A 24064-nucleotide genomic window follows, 5' to 3' on the forward strand; every position below is an offset into this window, starting at 1 on the left:
CCCGCCGCGACCGCAGGCCAAGCGCAGGCGACCATTGACCGTGCAGCGCTTGCCAGAGCGGGCCGCGCTGGTTAGTTTGATCGCCCCACGGGCCCGTTCCGCTTGCCTTCTACCAGCGCCGCGAGACCCGCCAACCGCCCGATCCCACCGCGATGCCCGGCCGACCACGGCACCATCGGCAGATTCCACGCCCCTCAAGGAGCCACCATGAGCGCCAACCCTCGCGTTTCCGAGCACCCGATCGACCCGCAGTTCATCAATCGCTGGTCGCCCCGCGCCTTCAACGGCGAAGCCATTCCCGAAGCCACCCTGCTGAGCTTTATCGAGGCCGCGCGCTGGGCACCGTCCTCCTTCAACTCGCAGCCCTGGCGTTTCCTCTTCGCCCTGCGCGACACGCCGAACTGGCAGCGCTACCTGAACCTGCTGGGCGAGTTCAACCGCAGCTGGGCGCAGCACGCCTCGGCGCTGGTGGTAGTGCTGTCCAAGACCACCTTCGCCCCGCCCGGCTCCAGCGAAGAAAAACCGGCCCTGTGGCACAGCTTCGACACCGGCTCCGCCTGGGGCTTCCTCGCCCTGCAGGCAAGCCTGGCGGGCTGGCACACCCACGGCATGGCCGGCTTCGACCGCGAACTCGCGCGCACCGAACTGAAGGTCCCGGCGGACCATGAAATCCACGCGGTGATCGCCATCGGCAAGCAGGGAGACAAGTCGATCCTCGCCGAGAGCCTTCAGGCCCGCGAAGTGCCCAATACCCGCCGCCCGCTGGCGGAGATCGTCGCCGAGGGTGACTTCTCGCTCTGATGCCGAATGTAGGAGCGAGCTTGCTCGCGAACTTGCACGGCACGGAACTATGCGGTTCGCGAGCAAGCTCGCTCCTACAGAAAAGCAAAAAGAAAAAGGCCCCGGATGGGGCCTTTTTTCATGTCCGCAGCGGTCAGTAACCGCGGGAGAAATCCACTTCTCCGCGCATGGCCTGCCCCGCCCAGAAGCGCGTGAGGTTGTCGCGGAACAGGTCGATCAGCAGGCTGGGCAACGTCGGCGCGGCGGTATGACCGGTCAGCAGCAGGCGCGGCGTATGCCAGAACGGGTGCGAAGTCGGCAGTGGCTCCTGGCGGCAGACGTCGATCACCGCGCCGGCCAGCTGATTGGCTTCCAGCGCCGCAACCAGATCCTCGTCCACAACCGAAGTGCCACGCCCGGCGTTGAGGAACAGCGCAGTAGGCTTCATCCGCTGGAACAGCGCGAGGTTGAATATATCCGCGGTTTCCGGCGTATCAGGCAGCAGGTTGATCACGTAGTCCGCGGTCTCGGCCAGACGCGGCAGGTCATCCAGCCCGCCCATGCGGCCGAAGGGCACCAACGAACGCGGGGTCTTCGCGACGCCCACCAACTCCACGCCGAAGGGCGCCAGCATGTGCGCCACGGCCTGGCCGATCTCGCCGGTGCCGACGATGAGAATCTGCCGGCCACTCAGGCTGCCCGGCGCGCGGTCGTCCCATTGCACGCCGACCTGGCTGGCCAGACGGCCGAGGAACTGGCGTTCGTGGGCAAGCATGTAGGTGAGCAGGTATTCGGTCATGACCTGGCCGAAGATGCCGACGGCGCGGGTCAGGGCGTAGTCCTTGGGCAGGTCGTCGGCCAGCAGCGGGGTGATGCCCGCCCAGCTCGACTGGATCCATACCGGGTGCACGCCCTGGCGCAGCAATTGCGCGGCCAGGGTCGGCTCAGCCAGCCACACGGGGCATTCGGCCGCCGCTTCCACAAGGGTGTCGGGATTATGGCCGGAGATCACCGTCAACCGGGGTTCGGCCGCCATCAGCAGGGCGGCGTAGAGGGCGTGTTCGCGATCGAGTACGAGCAGGCGCATGATCAGGCCTTTCGCTTCGAACGGTGGAGCATTTCCGGCTGGCGCATCTGGACTCGCTTCAAGGGAGCTTCCCTGGGGAAATCGTCGTCAGTTCTAGGGAAGTCAGGCGGCTATAGACACAGCCAGAGACCAAGCGTTCCGCTCCGTTGAACCCTTTTTACCCCTGCATAATGCGCTCAGGCCGCATATTTGCACAGTGCCAGCACTGAGCGAATACGCGGCCTGAAGGGAGTGACGATGCGGTCTCGATCAGACCGGGTCGTTCCGTCGCAGCAGTTCCTCGGGGAGGTGCTGGATGTATTCCTCCTCCGCCGGCGGCATCTGCAGGTGAAAACCTTGCTTCTCGATGTTTTCCAGCACCACGTTGATGTCTTCCCGGGCCAGCTGGCGCTCGGGGCTAAGGACCAGGTCGAAGGCATGCTGCGGCGCGCCGAAGGCGACGAGCAGCGCCTCGGGCACGCGGCTGAGGGCTTCGCGCTTGTCGACGTACAGGTACATCTCGTTCTTGCGCGGACTCTTGTAGATGGAGCAGATGCGTTTCATGTCGGTTCTTTCCGCGTTTGGAGTGGGCAGCGTATAAGGAGGGGGCCGCGTTATTCGGGGGTCTGGGCAGACAGGCTGTCCAGCAGAGCCTGCCCCATCAGCTCGCGGCGCCAGCCTTGCAGCGAATCGGGGAGGTGGTAAGGGCCATCGGGCCAGCCGGTTTTGAGCAGGGCTTCGAGAATCTTCTTGCGCAGCATCAGCTCCGGCGCCATTTCCAGGCGCTCAGCTTCCTTCTGGCCGACTTCACGCAGCTTCTTCAGTACCGGGGTGATCTCGCGCGGCAGCGGCTCGGGCAGAGGCTGCGGCCAGACCGCTTCGGGGAGCTTCGCCGCGTGGGCGATCAGTGCGATCAGGGTGTCGCCGTCCTGGCGCACGGTGCGCGGGTGCATGTCGTCGATGCGCGCCAGGGCGACCTTGTCGGCCGGCTGGAAGCGCGCCAGTGGCCACAGGGTGTGCTCGCGCAGAATGTGGTTGCGCGGCTTGTTGCGCAACCGCGCCTGTTCCTCGCGCCAGACACAGAGCTCACGCAGTACGGCCAGTTGCGGGCGATTGAGCTTCCACGCCAGCTTGACGTCGAGGTAGGCCTCCTGCGGGTCACTGACGCGGCTCTGGTTGCTGGTCAGGTCGGTGCCGTCGGCCAGCAGCCACTGCAGCTTCTCGTCGCTCAGGCGCGGGGCGAGCTTCACGTAGACCTCAGCCAGGTGCTGCACGTCCTCGGCCGCATAGCGCACCTGCATGTCGGTCAGCGGACGCTGCAGCCAGTCGGAGCGGGTTTCGTCCTTGGGCAGGTCGAGGCCGAGGATTTCCAGCACCAGCTTGGAATACCCCATGGAATGCGGCATGCCCAGGTAGGCGGCGGCCAACTGGGTGTCGAACAGCGGCTGCGGCAGGCTGCCGGTCAGGCGCTGGAAAACTTCCAGGTCCTCGCCGCAGGCATGGAACACCTTGACCACCACCGGCGACTCCAGCACGGCAGCGAACGGCGACCAGTCGCGGATCAGCAGCGGGTCGATCAGCCACACGCCGCTGCCATCGCCCACCTGCACCAGTCCGGCAGCCGGGTAGAAGGTATCGACACGCATGAACTCGGTATCGAGCGCGAGGTAAGGCAGTTCTTTCCAGTCCTGGCACTTGCGCTCCAGGGTGGCATCGTCGCGAATCCACTGAATGTCGAGGACAGTCACGAACATCTCCTTCGTTTCGGTGCGCGCAGTATATAGAGATGCATGATGTGCGAGCATTCCACTCGGCCATCGGTCTGTGACAACTGCATGGCAATCTCTACGCTTTGCCCCGCCCACAACAACAAGAAGGCAGCTTGCGCATGAAAAAGCTTCTCGGACTGGTCGTCCTGCTGGCCGTAGCCGTCGCGGTCTACCTGGCGCTCACGCCCAGCCCCATCGACCCGCTGGCCTGGACGCCGCCCAAGGCGCCACCGATGACCGGCGTGATGGAACCCAACGACACCCTGATGAAAGCCGAACTGCTCGCCCAGGGCCAGATCGTCGGCCCGGAGGACACCGCCGTGGATAGCCAGGGCCGGGTATTCGCCGGGCTGGATGACGGGCGCATCGTGCGCATCGGCGCCGACGGCAAGGCCGAGACCTTCGTCGAGACCGGCGGCCGCCCCCTGGGCCTGGCGTTCGACAAGAGCGGCAAGCTGATCGTCGCCGACGCCTGGAAGGGACTGCTGGAGATCGACCCGCAGGGCAAGATCCGCGTGCTGACCGATTCGGCCGACGGCATTCCCTTCGCCTTCACCGACGACCTGGACATCGCCAGCGATGGCCGCATCTATTTCAGCGACGCGTCCAGCCGCTTCCACCAGCCCGACTACATCCTCGACCTGCTCGAAGCCCGCCCTCACGGTCGCCTGCTGCGTTACGACCCGGCCACCGGCAAGACCGAAACCCTGCTCAAGGACCTGTACTTCGCCAACGGCGTGGCGCTGTCACAGAACGAGGACTTCGTGCTGGTCAACGAAACCTACCGCTACCGCATCACCCGTTACTGGCTCAAGGGCGAGAAGGCTGGTCAGCACGAGGTCTTCATCGACAACCTGCCGGGCCTGCCGGACAACCTCGCCAGCGACCGCAGCGGCACCTTCTGGGTCGCCCTGCCCTCGCCGCGAAAGGCCGATGCCGACATGATCCAGCAGTTGCCCTGGCTGAAGCGCCAGCTCACCAAGCTGCCGCGCGCCGTGCTGCCCAAGCCAGTGCCCTACGGCTTGGTGATCCAACTGAACGAGAAAGGCGAGATCGTCCGCAGCCTGCATGACACCAGCGGCCAGCACCTGCGCATGGTGACTTCGGCCAAACCGGTGAATGGCGTGCTCTACCTGGGCAGCCTGGAGAACGACCGCATCGGCCGGCTGCCGATCCACTGAAGGACGCCGGTTCCCGGGACGCTTCAGGCCGGCGCCTGCTCCTTCAGGGCAGGCGCCGATGCGGGCGCTGCGGCAGGTTCCAGCAACTCCAGCATGCGCTCGCGCACCTCGGCCATCAGCGCATCGACGCCACGTTTGGTGAACTGGGTGGAGTCGATCGGCGCGCCGACATGCACTTCCACCGGCATACCGAGGTTCAGCTTCAGCCCGCCAGCCGGCAGCAATTGCTGGATGCCGCGAATGGCCACCGGAACGATGATCGCGTCGGTCTGCTGGGCCAGGCGGAAACACCCCTTCTTGAACGGCTGCAGCTTGCCATCCTTGGAGCGCGTGCCCTCGGGCGCAGCCCAGAGCACGATGCCGCTTTCCATCATCTCCCGCGCCTTCGCCAGATCGGCCATGGCCTGGTGGCGGTTGTGCCGGTCGATGGACGGGAACTCCGCCGCGCGCATAGCCGCGCCCCAAACCGGCACGGCGAACAGCTCGCGCTTGGCCAACATGCGGATCGAACCGGGCATGGTCACGAAGATCGCCGGGATGTCGTAGAAGCTGGAATGGGTACAGAGGATCATGTAGCGACGACCATCGCCGAAGTCCGGCACCTCGCCGTGGCGACTCAGGCGCGCACCGGTCAGGCGCAGCAGGCTGCCGGACCAGTCGCGGGTGAAACCGTCGACCTTGGCGCGGCGCAGCCGGCCGATGGCGCCCAACGCCAGGACCCGGACGCTGTAGCCCAGGGTGATCAGAACGGTCGCCAAACCCACCAGGGCGACGCGCAGCGGGCCCGCCTTGCGCGGTGCCGATTGCTGGTCGTGCATGTTCGCCAACTCCCACCAACTTTTCATCGTACAAGCCTTATGATGCGCCTCAGCCCCGTCACGACACAGGAACGCGCCCATGACCCAAGCCCGCCTGCTCACGCCCGAGCAACTGGCCGCCCGCCTCGATGACCCGAATCTCGTCCTGCTCGACTGCCGTTTCGCTCTCGAAGACCCGGCCTACGGTGCCCGCAGCTACCAGGAAAACCACATCCCCGGCGCGCACTTCGCCGACCTCAACCGGGACCTTTCCTCCCCGGTGATTCCGGGTGTCACAGGCCGCCATCCGCTGCCCGATCCGCTGCATCTGCAGGAACATCTGCGCGCCTGGGGCCTGAACGACGACAGCGAAGTGGTGCTGTATGACGACGGCCCCGGCGCCTTCGCTGCCCGTGCCTGGTGGCTGCTGCTGTGGCTGGGCAAGAGCGAGGGCGTGTACCTGCTCGATGGCGGCCTGACCGCTTGGCGCAATGCCGGCCTGCGCCTGACCACTGCCGAAACGCCGCTGCGTCCGGGCGACTTCAAAGGCGAGCCGGACAACAGCCTGCTGATCAGCGCAAGTGAACTGGCCGCGAAACTCGGCTCTGCCGAACTGCCACTGATCGATGCCCGCGGCCTGCCGCGCTTCCGTGGCGAGATCGAACCCATCGACCCGGTCGCCGGACACATTCCCGGTGCCCAGTGCGCAGCCTTTACCGACAACCTCGGCAACGACGGCCGCTTCCTGCGCCCGGAGCACCTGCACCAGCGCTTCGCCGGGCTGCTGCGCGGACGTTCGGCTGAAGATCTGGTGGCCTACTGCGGCTCCGGCGTCACCGCCTGCCATAACCTGTTTGCCCTGAGCCTGGCGGGCTACCCGCTGGGTCGCCTGTACGCCGGCTCCTGGAGCGAATGGATCACCGATGCCCGCCGCCCGGTGGCCAAGGGCGACTGATCACCCCGCTCTGGCGGAAAAAACGGAAGGCGCTTCACACCAACGCCTTCCGTTCCTATGGATAGGTGTCAGGGCATCGGTCAGACTCGTGCCCATTCTTCAAAGGAGTGATCCCATGCCTTCGCGCATCCGCCAAACCCTGCTCGCCAGCCTGCTGTTCGGCCTGTGCAGCGCCACCCCGCTCTACGCCGCCGCACTGGAAGCAACGCCCTGCGACATCCAGGACCAGTGGTCCGACCTCTACGGCGAAGACCTGGTGAAAGCCGCCAAGGCCGGCCACGCCAGCGCCCAGTACAGCCTCGGCTTGGAATACGACTCCGGCAGTGACGAATACGACCAGGACTACGAGAAAGCCGCCTACTGGTACGAGAAGGCCGCCAAGCAGGGCCACGCCTGCGCCCAGTACAACCTCGGCAATGCCTACGATAATGGCGATGGCGTCGAACAGGACTCGGCCAAGGCGGTGTACTGGTACCAGAAAGCCGTCGACCAGGGCGACAAGGATGCCCAGTACAACCTCGCGATCATGTACGAGAACGGCACCGGCGTGACCCGCAGCTACAAGAAGGCCTTTGCTCTCTATCTGCTGTCCGCCGAACAGGGCGATGTGGATGCCGAGTACGAGGTAGGCGAAAGCTACGCCAAGGGTCGCGGCGTGGCGAAGAATCCCGCACAGGCCCGCGCCTGGTACCAGAAGGCAGCGGACCAGGGCCACGAAGAGGCCGAGGAAAAGCTCTCTGCGATGCCGGAGTTACCGCCGAGCATCTAATCGCCAGAAGGAATATGAACGAAAACTGCGCCGACGAAACAGTTTAAAAACAGGCCTTTACATCATCTTCATCGCACTACACTTCAATTCGAGCGGCTAAGTCCGCTTCCGGCGGGGCCGAGGATAATCATCAGAAGCTGCCAAGACGCCCAGCCCCGCCGGTCATTGATGACGAGGATGTCATGGGTATCGCCGCGAATGATCTTTGCCAGTATGTGATTCGCCCCACCCTGCACTATCTGGGGCGTCACAGTGTCGCGGCCGAATCGCTGCTGCTGGGGGCAGCGGCCTGTCAGTCGGCGCTGGGGAGCGCCCTCGATGACAGCCATGGCCACGGGCTGTATCGCATTGGTGATCAACAGCACCAGACGGTCTGGGATGGATTCCTGGCGCTGGACCCCGAGCTGGCCAGCCGCGTGCGAGGGCTGGCCAGCCAGCATGCCTTCCTCGACGCACCGCATCTCGAACTCACAGTCAACCTGCGCTACAGCACCGCCATCGCCTGGATGCTCGTGGAGGCGGAGCACCTGCCCCTGCCGCTCACAGGCGACCCCATGGAACTGGCCCGCGTCTGGCGCCAGGTATTCCACCCTCACGGCCGGCTTCACGACTTCGTCGACGCTTGGCACAGCTACGTCGGAAATTTCAGTCGAGTCGCGTAGGACTTTTTAACGTGACCAGTCGGTCAGAAATTATTTACATACAGCGACGAACGGCCATCATTCAGATGGAACGCTTGTTTGAGCCCGAAAGCCCAAGGTAGAGCGCCTGCCCACCACTACCCAAGACCCGGGAATCTTGGTAGCTTGCGCGCCGATAAACACAGGAGTTGCTCTTACAATGAAAACAACATGGCTCAAGACTACCCTCGCACTGACCATCAGCGCTGCCTCCGCTCAGGTGCTTGCCAACGGCATCGCCATCAACGAGCAGAGCGCCAGCGGCGCCGGTACCGCCTACGCGGGCCGCGCTTCCTCGGCATTGGACGCCAGCACCATCTACGGCAACCCTGCCGGCATTTCCAAGCTCAAGCGAACTGAAGTCAGCGGCGGTCTGGCCGTGGTGTCCGCCAAGGACGACATCAGCGACGCCCACAGCACTGCCTCGGGCTCCAACAAGGGCGACTCCGTCCCGATTGCTGCCGTTCCCTTCGGTTACTTCTCCACTCCGCTGGACGACAAGGTCAGCGTCGGCCTGGGCGTGTACGTGCCCTACGGCATCATCAACGACTACGAAAGTGGCTTCCAGGGCCGTTCCCACGGTTCCTACAGCAAAGTCCAGGTGATCACTGTCCAGCCGACCATCAGCTACAAGTTCAACGACGTGGTGGCTGTCGGCTTCGGCCCGACCATCAACCGCATCGACGGCAAGCTGGAAAACTACCTGAACACCGGCGCGCTGAACGGCGCTCTGGGCGGCAACGGTGACGACACCAAGATCAGCATCAAGGGCGACGACACCGCTGCCGGCTTCAACGTCGGCGTCCTGGTGACCCCGACCGAGAGCACCTCCATCGGCGCCACCTACCACTCCAAAGTCAAGTACAAGCTCGACGGCCATACCACCGTGTCCAACTCGCCGGCAGGCCTGTTCGACTCGCGCATGGACGCCAGTCTGGACATCACCCTGCCCGAGTCCCTGGACCTGTCGATCACCCAGAAGCTGGATGACCGCTGGACCGTCTACGGCGGCACCACCTGGACGCGCTGGAGCCGTTTGAAGTCCATCGAGGTGCAGAACACCGGCGCCCCGCTGGCCGCTTTCGACACCATCGGCGAAGACCTGAGCTGGCATGACACTTGGTCCGCTGCGATTGGTACCTCCTACCAGTTCAACGACCAATGGGTCCTGCGTACCGGCTTCGCCTACGATCCATCGCCGACCACCAATGAGCACCGCAACGTGCGCATCCCAGTGGGCGACCGCAAGATCTTCACCCTGGGCGCCGGCTACTCGCCTAACGCCGACATGACCTTCGACGTGGCCTACGCCTACCTGTGGGAATCCACCGCCGGCGTGAACCAGCCCGACGGCCAGGAACTGGCAGGCCTGCAACTGCAGCCGGCCTACAGCGCCAAGTACGACAACAGCGCCCACGGCCTGACCGCGCAGATGACCTATCGCTTCTGATAGCGTCTGCGCCATGAAAAAGCCGGGCAGATGCCCGGCTTTTTCTTGCCCGTTATTTTGCGAGAGGGCCGCTCAGGCAGCCTCGTCAGGCGTCGCGTGCTCGCGGCAGATCAATTCGCCTTCGTGCGCTGCCAGTCTTTCGCCCGTCAGCCCGCAGAGCGCACCGTCATCCAGCTTCTGATGGAAGCGACAGGTGCGGCACAGGCCGAACCCCGGCACGTTCTCCTGGCGTTGCACGGTCGCTAGCAGTTCTCGCAGTAGCTCGACCAGCAAGGCGCTGCGCTCCCCCAGCGCCTCTTCGGCGCGACGCAAGAATACCGGCGGCACCAGCGTATCGATCAGCCCCCGCCCCTCCTGTGTCAGTTCCAGGTGCACGCTGCGGCGATCCAGGGCGTCCGGGCGCTTCTCGATCAACCCTTTGGCCTCCAAAGCCTTGAGCGATTGGGACACCGTGCCCTTGGTCAGCCCGAGGAAATCCGTTACCCCCAGCGGCGTATTCGAATAACGGTTGCAACGCGCCAGGTAGTTCAGCGCGCTCAGCTGGATCGGCTGCAACTCCGCCATCAGCGGCTGCTCGCGCGCCCAGGCGCGCATCAGGCTAGCGATGCGTTCGAGGTAGTCGAACAGGGTCGTATCGGTCATGGGCTGATCCCTCCGATAGATAGTATCGATCAAAAACCAGTTTGACAGAAGGTCATTTTCAGCCGCAGACTGAAACAGTATCGATTCGATACTTAATTAATCAGGAGAAGGACCATGAGCAAAGCCGTTTACTACCATGCTGGCTGCCCCGTTTGCGTCGAAGCCGAGCGCTCCCTGCTGCCCTTACTGAACCGCGAAATCGAAGTGGTGCACCTGGGCGAGCAGTCGCCACGCGTGGCCGAAGCCGAGGCGGCCGGGGTCAAATCCGTACCGGCACTGGTGGTCGATGGGCAGGTGCTGCACCTGAACTTCGGCGCCGCCCTGGTGGACCTGAAATAGGCCGGGCGGCATGAGCGACTACCAGCCATTGCACTGCGATCTCCATGACTTTCTGGAGATCGCCTGCCTCTATCGCTACTGGCTGCGTCTGGAACTGCGTGACGGCCTGGTGTTCGACGCCCTGGCCTTCACAACGCATACGCGAAGGAACGCGGGCGGAGTGCTGGAAGAGTTTCTCGAAGTGCGCGTGGACGATGCCAGCCGGGAACTCCGGCTGGACCGTCTGCACGCCATTACGCCCTTGTCGACGCAGGCGCTGTTCGGAAGGGTGGAGCTGGATGCCGCCGGCTGAGCGACTGCACCGACCTCACCACATGAGGTCGTCGGGCACCACGTAATCCTTGTACGGATCGTCTTCGTCCGGCTCGCCGCTGGGCTCGCTGAGGACGATGATGCGGCGCTCGTCGCGCTCCTGGATACGTAGCGCGGCATCGCGCGGCACGATCTCGTAGCGACCGTCATAGCTGACGATGGCCAGGCTTCCGCGGCTGAGCTTGTCGCGGAGCATGTCGTTGACCGCAATACGCTTGACCTTCTTGTTGTCGACGAAGTTGTAGTAATCGTCCGACTCCAGTTTCGGCAGGCGCGTGCCTTCGATCAATTGCTTGATCTGCGCGGCCTTGGCCTTCTTTTCGGCCTTCTCCTGCTGCTGGCGGTTCAGCTCGGCGTCGCGGGCCTGCTTCTCGGCCTGGGCCTGCAGGGCCGCCTGACGCTGGCTGTCGTCCTTGGCCACCTGGTTCTTGTGTTCCAGGCGCTGTTGCTTCTGCTTCTGCTTGCCGGCCTGTTTGGCCTGCTTCTCGTTGACCAGCCCAGCTTTCAGCAACTGGTCACGCAATGACATGCTCATGAATCGAGGCTCTCCAACAGCCCATATTGATGCAGGACAACTCCCAGACCAACGCATAGGTGCGGCGGGATCGTCCTCAGGGGGTATAATCCTCGGGCCTGTGCCAGCGCAGCGCAAGTGCCTGGCTCGAAATCACTCATCTGGAGCGGACTCGCAACCTCCATGCTGAAGCTCATCGTTCTCGCGGTACTGGCCATCTTCCTCATTGCCATTCTCTACGTGCATCTGCGCGGCAAGGTGCGCTTGCCCTTCCTGCGCCAGATCGTGAACCACTCCGCCTGGTTCGCCCCCTACAACTCGCTGATGTACCTGAACTCCAGCGTGCCGTCCAAGCCCTACCTGGACCGTGAGCGCTTCCCTGAGCTCGACAAGCTGCGCGACAACTGGCAGATGATCCGCGAGGAAGCCGAGCAGCTGTTCGACGAGGGTTACATCCGCGATGCCCTGAACAACAACGAGGCCGGCTTCGGTTCCTTCTTCAAGAAGGGCTGGACGCGCTTCTACCTGACTTGGTACGACGGCCCCTTGCCCTCGGCGCAGCAGTTGTGCCCGAAGACTGTGGAACTGGTGAGCAGCATCCCCAACGTCAAGGGCGCAATGTTCACCCGCCTGCCGCCGCGCAGTCACCTGAACAAGCACCGCGACCCCTATGGCGGTTCGCTGCGCTATCACCTGGGCCTGGCCACGCCGAACTCCGACGAATGCCGCATCTTCGTCGATGGCCAGCCTTACGCCTGGCGCGACGGCCAGGACGTGATGTTCGACGAGACCTTCGTCCACTGGGTGAAGAACGAGACGGACGAGTCGCGCCTGATCCTCTTCTGCGATATCGAGCGCCCGCTCAAGTCGCCGCTGCTGACCCGCATCAACCGTCGCGTCAGCGCCTTCCTTGGGCGCGCCACGGCGCCACAGAACGTCGAGGGAGAGCGCGTCGGCGGGATCAACCAGGCCTACTCGGTGCTGATCCGCTTCGGCAACGCCGTGGGCAGCAATGTGAAAGTGTTCAAGCGAGCCTATCCCAAAGCCTACCGCATCGGCCGGCCGGTGCTGGCGGTGGTGCTGCTGGTGCTGATCCTGCGCTGGTTGTTCGGCTGAGACCCGGGTATCGGTAGGAGCGAGCTTGCTCGCGAACAGATTTTCCGGCAGCGCCGGCGTCAAGCGGTTCGCGAGCAAGGACTAGGCGTCCCCCTCGTTCCTACAAAATCCAATAAAAAAGCCCCGCGATTGCGGGGCTTTTTTATTGGAGCGAGAACTTATCCACAGCTGAGCGGGCTCTTCTCGTCGCGCTTGGCGGCGCCCCACAGTTCGTCCATCTCTTCCAGGTTGCTGTCTTCCAGGGTGCGACCCTGGTCGCGCAGGGCCGTTTCGATGTAGCGGAAGCGGCGCTCGAACTTGGCGTTGGCGGCACGCAGGGCGGTTTCCGGGTCAACCTTGAGCTTCCGCGCCAGATTGACCACCACGAACAGCAGGTCGCCAACCTCCTCCGCCTGGGCCTCGGTGTCGCCACCGGCCATGGCCTCGAGTACTTCGTCCAGTTCCTCGCGCACCTTGTCCACTACCGGCAGGGCGTCGGCCCAGTCGAAACCGACCTGGGAGGCACGCTTCTGCAGTTTGGCGGCGCGGCTCAGCGCCGGCAGGGCGTTGGGTACATCATCCAATAGGGACAGTTGCACCGGCTCGGCGGCCTTGGCGGCGCGCTCCTCGGCCTTGAGCTCTTCCCAACGCTGCTTGACCGCCGCTTCCGCCAGCTTCGCCGGGTCTGACTCGCCGTACAGGTCGCCGTCGGGGAACACATGGGGATGGCGGCGAATCAGCTTGGTGGTGATGCCATCCACCACCGCATCGAACTCAAAGCGCCCCTCCTCCCTCGCCAGCTGCGCGTAGTAGACGACCTGGAAAAGCAGGTCACCCAGTTCCTCGCGCAGGTGGTCGAAGTCGCCGCGCTCGATGGCATCGGCGACTTCGTAGGCTTCCTCGAGGGTATACGGCACGATGGTCGCGTAGCTCTGCTTGAGATCCCAGGGGCAGCCGTGCTGCGGGTCGCGCAGCCGGGCCATCAGGTACAGCAGGTCGTCGAGCTTATGCATCCTTGGCACCCGCGCCGCGGTCGCGCCGCGCCTCGATGATGTTGGGCAACTGGGAAATGCGCGCCAGCAGGCGGCCCAGCGAGTCGAGACCGGGGATCTCGATGGTCAGGCGCATGATCGCGGTGTTGTCTTCCTTGTCCGAGCGGGTGTTCACCGCCAGCACGTTGATGCGTTCGTTGAGCAGCATCTGCGAGACGTCGCGCAGCAGGCCGGAACGGTCGTAAGCACGGATGACGATATCCACCGGATAGGTGCTGACCGGCACCGGCCCCCAGCTGACCTGGATGATCCGCTCAGGCTCGCGCCCGGCCAGTTGCAGCGCGGTGGCGCAGTCCTGGCGGTGGATAGTGACGCCGCGGCCGAGGGTGATGTAGCCGACGATCGCATCGCCCGGCAGCGGCTGGCAGCAGCCAGCCATCTGCGTGAGCAGGTTGCCGACGCCCTGGATCTGGATGTCGCCGCGCTTGCCGTGGCCGATCTTGCTCGGCTTGCGCGGGATGAGTTCGAGCTGCTCGGTGCCGCGCTCGGGCTCGACCAGCTGCTGCGCGTAGTTGACCACATGGGCCAGACGCAGGTCGCCGGCGCCCAGGGCCGCGAAGAGGTCTTCGCCGGTCTTGTAGTTGGCCTTCTCGGCGAGCTTCTCGAAGTCTACCGGCGGCAGCGCCAGGCGACCCAGTTCGCGCTCGAGCATGGCCTTGCCCGCAGCCACGTTCTGGTCGCGCGCCTGCAGCTTGAACCAGTGGACGATCTTCGCCCGCGCTCGCGAGGTGGTTACGTAGCCCAGGTTCTGGTTCAGCCAGTCACGGCTCGGCCCGCTCTGCTTGCCGGTGATGATTTCCACCTGCTCGCCGGTTTGCAGGCTGTAGTTCAGCGGCACGATGCGGCCGTTGATCTTGGCGCCACGGCAGTTGTGCCCGACCTCGGTGTGTACGCGGTAGGCGAAGTCCAGCGGCGTGGAGCCCTTGGGCAGATCGATGGCGTGGCCGTCGGGGGTGAACACGTAGACCCGGTCAGGCTCGATATCCACCCGCAATTGTTCGGCCAGGCCACCGATGTCGCCCAGTTCCTCATGCCACTCGAGCACCTGACGCAGCCAGGAAATCTTCTCTTCGTAGTGGTTGGAGCTGGCCTTGACGTCGGTGCCCTTGTAGCGCCAGTGCGCGCAGACGCCGAGTTCGGCTTCCTCGTGCATGGCGTGGGTGCGGATCTGCACTTCCAGCACCTTGCCCTCGGGGCCGATCACCGCGGTGTGAAGCGAGCGGTAGCCGTTTTCCTTGGGATTGGCGATGTAGTCGTCGAATTCCTTGGGGATGTGCCGCCACAGCGTGTGCACGATGCCCAGCGCGGTGTAGCAGTCACGCATTTCCGGCACCAGCACGCGCACGGCGCGCACGTCGTAGATCTGGCTGAAGTCCAGGCCCTTGCGCTGCATCTTCCGCCAGATGGAATAGATGTGCTTGGCCCGGCCGGAGAGGTCCGCCTTGATGCCGGTGGCGGCCAGGGCATCCTTGAGCTGCTGCATCACGGTGGCGATGTACTGCTCGCGGTCCAGCCGGCGCTCGTGCAGCAGCTTGGCGATCTGCTTGTACTGGTCGGGCTCGAGGTAGCGGAAGGACAGGTCCTCCAGCTCCCACTTGATGTGACCGATGCCCAGACGGTGGGCAAGCGGGGCGTAGATATCGAAGACTTCGCGGGCGACGCGCATGCGCTTTTCTTCGTCGGCGTTCTTCACCGCGCGAATGGCGCAGGTTCGCTCGGCCAGCTTGATCAGCGCGACGCGAACATCATCGACCATGGCCACCAGCATCTTGCGCAGGTTCTCGATCTGCGCCTGGGTGCCGAGCACCAGGGACTGCCGCGGGCTGAGGCTGGTACTGATCGCCGCCATGCGCAGCACGCCCTCGATCAGCTTGGCGACGACGGGGCCGAAACGCTGCGCCACGTCCTCAAGCTTGACCTTGCCCTCGCGCACGCCGCGGTAGACCACCGCGGCGACCAGCGATTCCTGGTCAAGCTTCAGGTCCGCCAGGATTTCGGCGATCTCGAGCCCCGTCTGGAAGCTGGAGGTGCCGTCCGCCCAGGAGTTGTCCGTCGTGCTGACCGCCTTGTGCTCCACCTCGCGGGCGAATTCACAAGCTTCCAGCAGGACCTTGCGATCCAGTCCCGGGACCAGGGTCTGGACATGGTCCAGCCAGGCCTCGAGATTGATGCTGCCGTCAGTGTTGACCGGCTGGTGCGCTCTCACCTGTACCATCGTGTCTACCCTTCCCCACGGTGCGCCACAACACACCGCTCACTGCGCCGGCCTTTCTTGCTTGAGCCGGTCGGATTGCGCAGGCCGTCCTAGCCTGCCTCGAACAAAGCCATGGCCTCGACATGGGCCGTCTGCGGGAACATGTCGAGAATGCCGGCGCGCTTCAGACGATAGCCCTGTCGGGCCAACTCGCCAGCGTCACGCGCCAGGGTCGCCGGGTTGCAGGACACATAGAGTACCCGCTCCGCGCCCAGTGAACGCATCTGTCGCGCCGGCTCGAAGGCTCCGTCACGCGGAGGGTCGAGCAGCACGGCGGTGAAATCCTCCGCCGCCCAGGGGGCGTCGGCAAGCGGTTTCATCAGGTCTGCCTGATGGAACCGGGTATTGGCCAGGCCGTTGGCCCGGGCGTTGGCAGCGGCGCGCTCGACCATGGCCTGCACACCTTCCACGCCCACCACCTCGCGCACCTGGCGCGCCAGCGGCAGGGCGAAGTTGCCCAAGCCACAGAACAGGTCCAACACGCGCTCGTCGCTGCCCGGCTTCAGCCAGTCCAGCGCCTGCGCGACCATCGCCTCGTTCACCGGCTCGTTCACCTGAACGAAGTCGCCGGGGCGGTAGGCCAGGGTCAGGTTCCAGGCTTCGAGCCGGAAGCCGAGCTCGCGGTTCCCGCTGTTTTCTGCAGCATCGGAGCAAAGCGTCGGTTCGCCGTCACCCTGCAACCACAGCTGCACATCCCGTGCCGAACAGAATTCCAGCAGTCGCGCACGGTCGCTATCGGACAAAGGTTCGATATGCCGCAGCAGCAGCGCGCTGGAAGAGCCGTGGAACAGCTCGACATGGCCAAGGCACTGCGGCTTGGCGAAGCCACGCAGCAGCTCCGGCAGCTCGCGCGCGAGAACCTGCAGCTCGGGCACCAGTACCAGGCAGTCGTCAAAGGCGACGATGGCCTGGCTGGCGGCGGCGCGGAAGCCGACCTCCAGGCGCTTGGCCTTCACGTCCCAGCGCACGGCGAGGCGGGCGCGGCGGCGGTAGCCGAATTCCGGCCCGACCAGCGGCGCCGCCCACTCCTGCGGGACCAGGCCGGAGAAGCGCTCCAGCTGCTCCGCCAGGGTGCGCTGCTTGAGCGCCAGCTGATCGGCGTGGGACAGGTGCTGCAGGCTGCAGCCGCCACAGGTGCCGGCCACCGGGCAAGGCTCGGTGCGGCGGTTGGCGGCGGCGGTGAAGATACGTTCGCTACGGGCGTCGACGATCTGCGCGCGGGCGGACAGCACGCGGGCTTCCACCGACTCGCCCGGCAGGGCGTTGTCGACGAACCAAGTGCGCCCGTCGATGTGGGCGATGCCGCGGCCGTCGTGGGACAGGCGCTCAATGTTCAGGCGCTGTTTCTTGCCCACCGGTACCGCAGGGCTGCGCGCTCCGCCACTGGGCTGGAAGCGCAGACCGGATCTCTGCTTGGCCATGTCAGTTGGAGTCGAACACGCCCGAGGACAGGTAACGGTCGCCACGGTCGCAGATGATTGCCACCAGGGTCGCGTTTTCCAGCTCGCGCGACAGGCGCAGCATGGCCGCCACCGCACCACCGGAGGATACGCCGCAGAAAATGCCCTCTTCGCGGGCCAGGCGGCGCATCACGTCCTCGGCTTCGTTCTGCTGCATATCGACTACGCGGTCGACGCGAGTGGCATCGAAGATCTTCGGCAGGTATTCCTGCGGCCAGCGGCGGATGCCGGGGATCGCCGAGCCTTCCATCGGCTGCAGGCCGACGATCTGCACGTTGGGGTTCTGCTCCTTGAGGTAGCGCGACACGCCCATGATGGTGCCGGTGGTGCCCATGGAGCTGACGAAATGGGTGATCTCGCCGCCGGTCTGCTGCCAGATTTCCGGGCCGGTGGAGTGATAGTGGGCGATCGGGTTGTCGCCGTTGGCGAACTGGTCGAGCACCTTGCCCTGGCCTTCGCGCGCCATCTGGTCGGCGAGGTCGCGAGCGCCTTCCATGCCCTGCTCCTTGGTCACCAGGATCAGCTCGGCGCCATAGGCGGTCATAGCGGCCTTGCGCTCGGCGGTGGAGTTGTCGGGCATGATCAGGATCATGCGGTAGCCCTTGATCGCCGCCGCCATCGCCAGGGCGATGCCGGTGTTGCCGGAGGTGGCTTCGATCAGCGTGTCGCCGGGCTTGATGTCGCCGCGCAGTTCAGCACGGGTGATCATCGACAGCGCCGGGCGATCCTTCACCGAACCCGCGGGGTTGTTACCCTCGAGTTTCACCAGCAGGGTGTTGGAAGTTTCCCCGGCCAGGCGCTGCAGGCGCACCAGCGGGGTATGGCCGACGCAATCGGCGATAGTCGGGTACTGCACGGTCATGGAAGCACTCGGATCTGGAACAGGGCGCCCTATGATACCGGCAAAAACCGCCCCGCCATACGAAACTTCCTAACAAGCCATGTGCAGGGGCCCACCTCCCGCTCAGGCCACCGCCGCGGCGGGCAGGCGCAGGTGCACGCGCAGACCCGCCTCGGCGCAGTCCGCCCAGAGTTCGCCGCCCTGCATGCGCAGCGAGCTGCGGGCAATGCTCAGGCCCAGGCCGAAGCCTTCGCCGGTACGCGCGTCGGAGAGCCGGGTGAAAGGCAGGAAGATGCGCTCCAGGTCACTTTCAGCCACGCCGGGACCATCGTCTTCCAGCCACAGATGCCAGCCGCCGGACTCGCGCCGGCCGCTCAGGCGGATGCGACCGTTTTCCGGCGAATGACGGATAGCATTGCGCAGCAGGTTTTCCAACGCCTGGGCCAGGCCGTTGAGATGGCCGCGAACGCGGCAGTCCGCCGGCACCTGATAAAGGAAGCGCTCGGTACTCCAGCCCGCCTCGAAGCGTGCGTCGTCCACCAGCAGGTCCCATAGCGAGCGCAGGTCGATCTCTTCCAGTTCCACGCGCGGGCGTTCGGTGTCCAGCCAGGCAAGCTCCAGGGTATCGGCGACCAGGCGCTGCATCACCTCCACTTCCCGCTCTACCCGCTGGCGCAGCGCGGCTTCGCTGATCGGGCTGTCGCCCGCTACCCGCAGGCGGCTGAGCGGCGTACGAAGTTCGTGGGACAGGTCGCGCAGCAACTGGCGCTGCAGGCCGACGTGGCCGCGCAGGCGCTCGGCCATGTGGTCCAGCGCGCGCCCCAGTTCGCCGAGTTCGTCGCGGCGGGCGATCAGCTCCGGTCCGGCGACCGAGCCGAGGTTATCCGCCTGCAAGGCGTTAGCGTGCTCGCGCAGACGGCCGAGCGGGCGCACCAGTCGGCGATAGATCAGCCCGCAGAGCATCAGCGCAAGGATCGCCGGCACCAGCGCGTGGCTGATGGACTGGCGCAGGAAGCTCAGACCGCCCGGCAGGTAGCGCTGCGGCAACTGGACGACCAGCCGGCCACCGCCCGGTTCGTCCGGGAAGGGAATACCGATGTACGGCAGGTTCACCGAGCGCGAGCTTACCGGCCAGTCAAGCCCGCGCTGGAATGTCAGGTGCGCCACGTCCTCTATCGACAGCGGCTGCGTGCCCAGCGACTGCAGGCGCGCATCTACCACAACCATCCACACCGGCTCGCGCTGCTTCATCTGCGCCAGCCAGGCATCGACGCCTGCCGCCCCGCCGGTGCGCCAGGCTTGCTGGGCCTCGTCGGCATAGCCTGTGAGCACCTGCTGCGCCGCCTCAGAGAGGAAGTAGCTGTCGCGCTCCATCTGCTTGCCCCAGTTCCAGGACAGCCAGATCACCGACAGGCACAGCGCCACGAGGGCGATGGCAAGCTTCCAGAACAGCGAGTGACGGCCGGGCATGTCAATCCTCGGCCTCGGCGAACACATAGCCCTTGCCCCAGACCGTGTGCAACTGGTGGCGGACGTAGCCGATGGCCTGCAACTTGCGGCGCAGGTGGCTGACGTGCATGTCCAGGCTGCGGTCGTGGGCGGTGAAGGCGCGATGCAGCACGTGCTGATAAAGGAAGGGTTTGCTCAGGGTCTCACCCTGGCTGCTGAGGAAGGTTTCCAGCAGACGGTACTCGGTGCCGGTCAGGCCGGCCCATTGGCCGTCGAGTCCCACGTCGTCCTGCTGCGGGTCCATCTGCAAACCAGTCGGCGTAGGCGTGCTGCTCAGCGACTGGCTGCCGCGCTCCAGCGCCACCCGGCGCAGCACGGCGTCCACGCGCACGCTGAGTTCGGCAAGACTGAAAGGCTTGGGCAGGTAGTCGTCGGCGCCCTGGGAGAAGCCGGCAATGCGGTCCTGCTCGGCGCCCAGGGCGGACATCAGGATCACCGGCACCGCGCGCTCGCGGCGCAGGGTGCGAAGGATATCCAGGCCACCGGTGCCGGGCAGCATGATGTCCATCAGTATCAGGTCGTAGTCGCCGCCGCGGGCCTGGGCTAGGCCTTCGTCGCCGTCCTGGCACCAGGTGACCGCGAAGCCGCGTTCGCTCAAGTGGGAAGACAGGTGGGCCCCCAGAGTCGGGTCGTCCTCAATGGTCAGCAGACGCAGGCCGGGCGAAGCGAAGTTGTTCATATCAAATAAGAGTGATTAGCAATTGCGCGAAGTATTCACGATTCCGCTCATTCCCGGCAAGGCAAAGGGCTTCCGACGCAGGTCTGAACCGCTACACTGCCGGGGATAAACGCATTGGAGGACGCGCGTGTTCAAGGATCTCGGCATCAAGGGACGGGTACTGCTGCTCACCCTGCTGCCCACCAGCCTGCTGGCGCTGGTGCTGGGCGGTTATTTCACCTGGGTGCAGCTGTCGGACATGCACGCCCAGTTGATCGAGCGCGGGCAACTGATCGCCGAGCAACTGGCGCCGCTGTCGGCCCCGGCCATGGCCAACCACAACAACGAGCTGCTCGAGCGCATTGCCAACGAAGCGCTGGACCAGCCCGACGTGCGCGCCGTGACCTTTCTGGGACCGGATCGGGAAAAACTCGTCCACGCCGGCCCCAGCATCCTCACTCCCATGCCCTCGGGCGACGGCTCGCACCTGAGCATGGCGAGCAACCTGGACACCACCCACTTCCTCCTGCCGGTACTGGGTAAACACCGCAGCCTGTCCGGCGACCCGGACGACGACGCCGAAAAGCTGCTGGGCTGGGTCGAGCTGGAGCTTTCGCACCACGGCACCCTGCTGCGCGGCTACCGCAGCCTGTTCACCAGCCTGCTGCTGATCGGCGCGGGCCTGGCTGTTACCGCCCTCCTCGCCCTGCGCATGAGCCGCGCGATCAACGCGCCCCTGGGGCAGATCGCCCAGGGCGTCGCCCAGCTCAAGGAAGGCCGCCTGGAAACCCGCTTGCCCGCGCTGGGCAGCCACGAACTGGACGAACTCGCAGGCGGCATCAACCGCATGGCCGAGGCGTTGCAGAGCGCCCAGGAAGAGATGCAGCACAACATCGACCAGGCCACCGAGGACGTGCGGCAGAACCTGGAAACCATCGAGATCCAGAACATCGAGCTGGACCTCGCCCGTAAAGAGGCCCTGGAGGCGAGCCGGATCAAGTCCGAGTTCCTCGCCAACATGAGCCACGAGATCCGCACCCCGCTCAACGGCATCCTCGGCTTCACCAACCTGCTGCAGAAGAGCGAGATGACCAGCCGCCAGCAGGATTACCTCTCTACCATCCACAAGTCCGCCGAAAGCCTGCTGGGGATCATCAACGAGATCCTCGACTTCTCGAAGATCGAGGCCGGCAAGCTGGTACTGGAGAACATCCCGTTCAATCTGCGCGAACTGATCCAGGACACCCTGACCATCCTCGCCCCTGCCGCCCACGAGAAGCACCTGGAGCTGGTCAGTTTGATCTACCGCGACACCCCGCTGCAGCTGGTGGGCGACCCGCAGCGCCTGAAGCAGGTGCTGACCAACCTGGTGAGCAACGCCATCAAGTTCACCCACGACGGCAGCATCGCCGTGCGCGCCATGCTCGAAGACGAGAGCGACGACCGCGCGCAACTGCGCATCAGCGTGCAGGACACCGGCGTGGGCCTGACCGACGCCGACCTGCGCGCGCTGTTCCAGGCCTTCAGCCAGGCCGACAACTCGCTGTCGCGCCAGGCCGGCGGTACCGGCCTCGGGCTGGTCATTTCCAAGCGACTGATCGAGCAGATGGGCGGCGAGATCGGCGTGGAAAGCAGCGCCGGCGATGGCTCTGAGTTCTGGATCAGCCTCAACCTGCCCAAGGCCCGCGACGACGGCGACGACCTGCCGCACGCGCTGGCGGGCGGCCTGCGCGTGGCACTGTACGAACCCCACGAACTGACCCGCACCGCGCTGCACCACCAACTGGAAGACTGCGGCCTGGAAGTCACCGAATTCCCTGATCTCGTCACGCTGGAGAAGACCCTGCTGGAGGGGCCGTCGGACAAGGCACCGATCACCCTGGCGCTGCTCGGCGTGACCGCCGCCGACCATCCGCCCGAGGCGCTGCGCCAGTCCATCCGCGAGCTGGAACAGCACGGCTGCAAGAGCCTGGTGCTCTGCCCGACCATCGAACAGGCGCACTACAACGACGTGCTGCCCGATGCCCAGGTACAGAGCAAACCTGCCTGCACGCGCAAGCTGCAGCAGGCATTGAATGAATTGCTGCACCTGCGGCCGGCGCGCAAGGACAAGAACGTTAACGGCAAGCTTGAACGCATTCCACGCCTGCTCTGCGTCGACGACAACCCGGCCAACTTGTTGCTGGTGAAGACCCTGCTGACCGACATGGGCGCCGAGGTGACCGCCGTCGATAGCGGTCTCGCCGCCGTCGAGGCGGTGCAGCGTGAGCGCTTCGACCTGGTCTTCATGGACGTGCAGATGCCGATCATGGACGGCCGCCAGGCCACCGAAGCGATCCGCCAGTGGGAAGGCGACCGCGAGGTCAGCCCGGTGCCGATCATTGCCCTCACCGCCCACGCCCTGGCCAACGAGAAGCGCGCCCTGTTGCAGGGCGGCATGGATGACTACCTGACCAAGCCGATCGACGAGCGCCAGCTGGTCCAGGTGATCCTCAAGTGGACCGGGCTGGCGCTGGGTGAGCCACGTGACGAGCGTCCGCGCCAGGCCCAATCCTCGCTGGACGGCCTCAGCGTCCTGGACCCGGAGGAAGGCCTGCGCCTGGCCGCCGGCAAGCCGGAGCTGGCCGCCGACATGCTCGGCATGCTGCTCGCATCGCTGTCCGCCGACCGCCAGGTGATCCTCCAGGCCCGCGAGCGCAATGACCGCAATACCCTGCTCGAACGGATCCACCGCCTCCACGGCGCGACCCGCTACTGCGGCGTGCCGATGCTGCGCGCGGCCTGCCAGCGCGCCGAGACATTGCTCAAGCAGAACGATCCGGACGGCCCCGCAGCGCTGGACGAGCTGGACAAGGCCATAGCCGAGCTGGCACAGGCAACCGAGGGCCATCTGGAAATCGAAGCCGGCCAGACGCACTGAAGACGGAATTCAATTGATGCGCATCATCCTGTTCAGCAACCAGACCTACGACCGCGACAGCTTTCTCGCCGCCAACCATGGCCGCGGGTTCGAGCTGCATTTCCAGCAGGCGCAACTGCGTGAGGACACCGTCGCCCTGGCCATGGGATTCGAGGTTGTCTGCCCCTTCGTCAACGACGACCTGTCGCGCCCGGTGCTGGAGCACCTGGCCGCTGGCGGCACGAAACTGATCGCCTTGCGCTCGGCCGGCTACAACCATGTCGACCTCGCCGCCGCCCACGCGCTGGGTCTGGCCGTGGTGCGCGTACCGGCCTATTCGCCCCACGCGGTAGCCGAACATGGCGTAGGACTGGTCCTAGCACTGTGCCGGCACCTGCACCGCGCCTACAACCGCACCCGCGAAGGTGATTTCTCGCTGCACGGCCTGACTGGCTTCGACCTGCACGGGCGCACTGTCGGAATCATCGGCAGCGGGCAGATCGGCGAAGTCTTCGCCCGCATCATGAGCGGCTTCGGCTGCAACATCCTGGCCTACGACCCTTACCCCAACCGCGCCATTGAGGCCCTGGGCGGGCGCTTCGTCGAGCTGGACGAGCTGCTCGCGCAGTCCGACATCATCAGCCTGCACTGCCCGCTCAACGAGGCCACCAAACACTTGATCAACGCCGACAGCCTGCAACGCATGAAGCGCGGCGCCATGCTGATCAACACCGGCCGCGGCGCGCTGGTCGACACCCCGGCGCTGATCGAGGCGCTGAAAAGCGGCCAGCTCGGCTACCTCGGCCTGGACGTCTATGAAGAGGAAGCCGACATCTTCTTCGCCGACCGCTCCGACCTGCCGCTGCAGGACGACGTGCTGGCGCGTCTGCTGACCTTCCCCAACGTGATCATCACCGCGCACCAGGCCTTCCTGACCCGCGAGGCGCTGGCCGGAATCGCCCAGACCACGCTAGCCAACATCGCCGCCTGGCAGGCCGGCCATCCGGTCAACCTGGTGAAAAACTGAGCAGAAGGCGCTCGC

Annotated in this window: 23 protein-coding genes; 11 read left to right on the forward strand and 12 right to left on the reverse strand. The window is 65.3% G+C overall.

The window, feature by feature from the left end; genetic code table 11:
- Positions 1–207: 207 nt before the first annotated feature.
- Positions 208–801: a nitroreductase family protein gene (locus tag IB274_RS01640; protein ID WP_192430373.1), complete on the forward strand. Its 594-nt coding sequence runs from the start codon at positions 208–210 to the stop codon at positions 799–801.
- Positions 802–934: 133 nt separating this feature from the next.
- Here the strand turns inward: IB274_RS01640 and IB274_RS01645 are convergent, their stop codons facing one another.
- From IB274_RS01645 to rnd, 3 genes are all read right to left on the reverse strand, one after another.
- Positions 935–1867 (reverse strand): D-2-hydroxyacid dehydrogenase, encoded by a 933-nt coding sequence (locus IB274_RS01645; RefSeq protein ID WP_192430374.1) that lies wholly within the window; start codon positions 1865–1867, stop codon positions 935–937.
- A 249-nt stretch (positions 1868–2116) separates the two neighbouring features.
- A complete protein-coding gene (locus IB274_RS01650) occupies positions 2117–2410 on the reverse strand; it encodes a YcgL domain-containing protein (protein WP_045212389.1) in 294 nt (97 codons plus the stop codon).
- Positions 2411–2460: 50 nt separating this feature from the next.
- Positions 2461–3600, reverse strand: coding sequence for a ribonuclease D (gene rnd, locus IB274_RS01655; protein ID WP_192430375.1), 1140 nt, complete (start codon positions 3598–3600; stop codon positions 2461–2463).
- 134 nt (positions 3601–3734) lie between these two features.
- Here rnd and IB274_RS01660 point away from each other — a divergent pair, with 134 nt between their 5' ends.
- On the forward strand, positions 3735–4796 hold the full coding sequence (locus IB274_RS01660; RefSeq protein ID WP_192430376.1) for an SMP-30/gluconolactonase/LRE family protein: 1062 nt from the start codon (positions 3735–3737) through the stop codon (positions 4794–4796).
- A 23-nt stretch (positions 4797–4819) separates the two neighbouring features.
- Here IB274_RS01660 and IB274_RS01665 read toward each other — a convergent pair whose 3' ends face one another.
- Complete coding sequence (locus tag IB274_RS01665) at positions 4820–5614, reverse strand: lysophospholipid acyltransferase family protein (RefSeq protein WP_192430900.1); 795 nt, start codon at positions 5612–5614, stop codon at positions 4820–4822.
- 79 nt (positions 5615–5693) lie between these two features.
- Here IB274_RS01665 and IB274_RS01670 point away from each other — a divergent pair, with 79 nt between their 5' ends.
- From IB274_RS01670 to IB274_RS01685, 4 genes are all read left to right on the forward strand, one after another.
- Positions 5694–6548: a sulfurtransferase gene (locus tag IB274_RS01670; protein ID WP_192430377.1), complete on the forward strand. Its 855-nt coding sequence runs from the start codon at positions 5694–5696 to the stop codon at positions 6546–6548.
- A 115-nt stretch (positions 6549–6663) separates the two neighbouring features.
- The gene (locus IB274_RS01675) at positions 6664–7317 is read left to right on the forward strand and encodes a tetratricopeptide repeat protein (protein WP_192430378.1); all 654 of its coding nucleotides are present in this window, start codon (positions 6664–6666) and stop codon (positions 7315–7317) included.
- A 182-nt stretch (positions 7318–7499) separates the two neighbouring features.
- Positions 7500–7979: a hypothetical protein gene (locus tag IB274_RS01680; RefSeq protein ID WP_192430379.1), complete on the forward strand. Its 480-nt coding sequence runs from the start codon at positions 7500–7502 to the stop codon at positions 7977–7979.
- 178 nt (positions 7980–8157) lie between these two features.
- Positions 8158–9447 carry an outer membrane protein transport protein gene (locus IB274_RS01685; RefSeq protein WP_192430380.1) on the forward strand — a complete coding sequence of 430 codons (1290 nt, stop codon included), beginning with the start codon at positions 8158–8160 and terminating at the stop codon, positions 9445–9447.
- A gap of 72 nt (positions 9448–9519) precedes the next feature.
- On the opposite strand, the gene IB274_RS01690 is transcribed toward IB274_RS01685, so the two are convergent.
- Positions 9520–10089: a MarR family winged helix-turn-helix transcriptional regulator gene (locus tag IB274_RS01690; RefSeq protein ID WP_192430381.1), complete on the reverse strand. Its 570-nt coding sequence runs from the start codon at positions 10087–10089 to the stop codon at positions 9520–9522.
- A gap of 114 nt (positions 10090–10203) precedes the next feature.
- On the opposite strand from IB274_RS01690, the gene IB274_RS01695 reads away from it, so the two are divergent.
- The gene (locus IB274_RS01695; protein ID WP_192430382.1) at positions 10204–10428 is read left to right on the forward strand and encodes a thioredoxin family protein; all 225 of its coding nucleotides are present in this window, start codon (positions 10204–10206) and stop codon (positions 10426–10428) included.
- 10 nt (positions 10429–10438) lie between these two features.
- Entirely contained in the window at positions 10439–10720 is a 282-nt protein-coding gene (locus tag IB274_RS01700) for a Rho-binding antiterminator (RefSeq protein WP_192430383.1), read from the forward strand.
- Between the two features lie 15 nt (positions 10721–10735).
- On the opposite strand, the gene IB274_RS01705 is transcribed toward IB274_RS01700, so the two are convergent.
- Positions 10736–11275, reverse strand: coding sequence for a DUF2058 domain-containing protein (locus IB274_RS01705; protein WP_192430384.1), 540 nt, complete (start codon positions 11273–11275; stop codon positions 10736–10738).
- Positions 11276–11437: 162 nt separating this feature from the next.
- Here IB274_RS01705 and IB274_RS01710 point away from each other — a divergent pair, with 162 nt between their 5' ends.
- Complete coding sequence (locus IB274_RS01710) at positions 11438–12370, forward strand: aspartyl/asparaginyl beta-hydroxylase domain-containing protein (protein ID WP_192430385.1); 933 nt, start codon at positions 11438–11440, stop codon at positions 12368–12370.
- Between the two features lie 158 nt (positions 12371–12528).
- Here IB274_RS01710 and mazG read toward each other — a convergent pair whose 3' ends face one another.
- The 6 genes from mazG to IB274_RS01740 all read right to left on the reverse strand — a co-directional run bounded on the left by mazG (position 12529) and on the right by IB274_RS01740 (position 20144).
- Positions 12529–13362, reverse strand: a complete 834-nt coding sequence (gene mazG, locus IB274_RS01715) for a nucleoside triphosphate pyrophosphohydrolase (RefSeq protein ID WP_192430386.1) — start codon at positions 13360–13362, stop codon at positions 12529–12531.
- Complete coding sequence (gene relA, locus IB274_RS01720; RefSeq protein ID WP_192430387.1) at positions 13355–15616, reverse strand: GTP diphosphokinase; 2262 nt, start codon at positions 15614–15616, stop codon at positions 13355–13357. Before relA ends, mazG begins: the two co-directional genes overlap by 8 nt.
- Before the next feature lie 89 nt (positions 15617–15705).
- Positions 15706–17076, reverse strand: coding sequence for a 23S rRNA (uracil(1939)-C(5))-methyltransferase RlmD (rlmD, locus tag IB274_RS01725; protein WP_192430388.1), 1371 nt, complete (start codon positions 17074–17076; stop codon positions 15706–15708).
- 1 nt (position 17077) lies between these two features.
- Positions 17078–17977 (reverse strand): cysteine synthase CysM, encoded by a 900-nt coding sequence (gene cysM, locus IB274_RS01730; RefSeq protein WP_081520291.1) that lies wholly within the window; start codon positions 17975–17977, stop codon positions 17078–17080.
- A gap of 102 nt (positions 17978–18079) precedes the next feature.
- Entirely contained in the window at positions 18080–19426 is a 1347-nt protein-coding gene (locus IB274_RS01735) for a sensor histidine kinase (protein ID WP_192430389.1), read from the reverse strand.
- Position 19427: 1 nt separating this feature from the next.
- The gene (locus IB274_RS01740) at positions 19428–20144 is read right to left on the reverse strand and encodes a response regulator transcription factor (protein ID WP_192430390.1); all 717 of its coding nucleotides are present in this window, start codon (positions 20142–20144) and stop codon (positions 19428–19430) included.
- Positions 20145–20271: 127 nt separating this feature from the next.
- On the opposite strand from IB274_RS01740, the gene IB274_RS01745 reads away from it, so the two are divergent.
- Entirely contained in the window at positions 20272–23043 is a 2772-nt protein-coding gene (locus IB274_RS01745; RefSeq protein ID WP_192430391.1) for a response regulator, read from the forward strand.
- Between the two features lie 16 nt (positions 23044–23059).
- On the forward strand, positions 23060–24049 hold the full coding sequence (locus IB274_RS01750) for a 2-hydroxyacid dehydrogenase (protein WP_192430392.1): 990 nt from the start codon (positions 23060–23062) through the stop codon (positions 24047–24049).
- Positions 24050–24064: the final 15 nt, after the last annotated feature.

It is taken from the genome of Pseudomonas sp. PDM18 (assembly GCF_014852585.1).
Taxonomy (GTDB): Bacteria; Pseudomonadota; Gammaproteobacteria; order Pseudomonadales; family Pseudomonadaceae; genus Pseudomonas.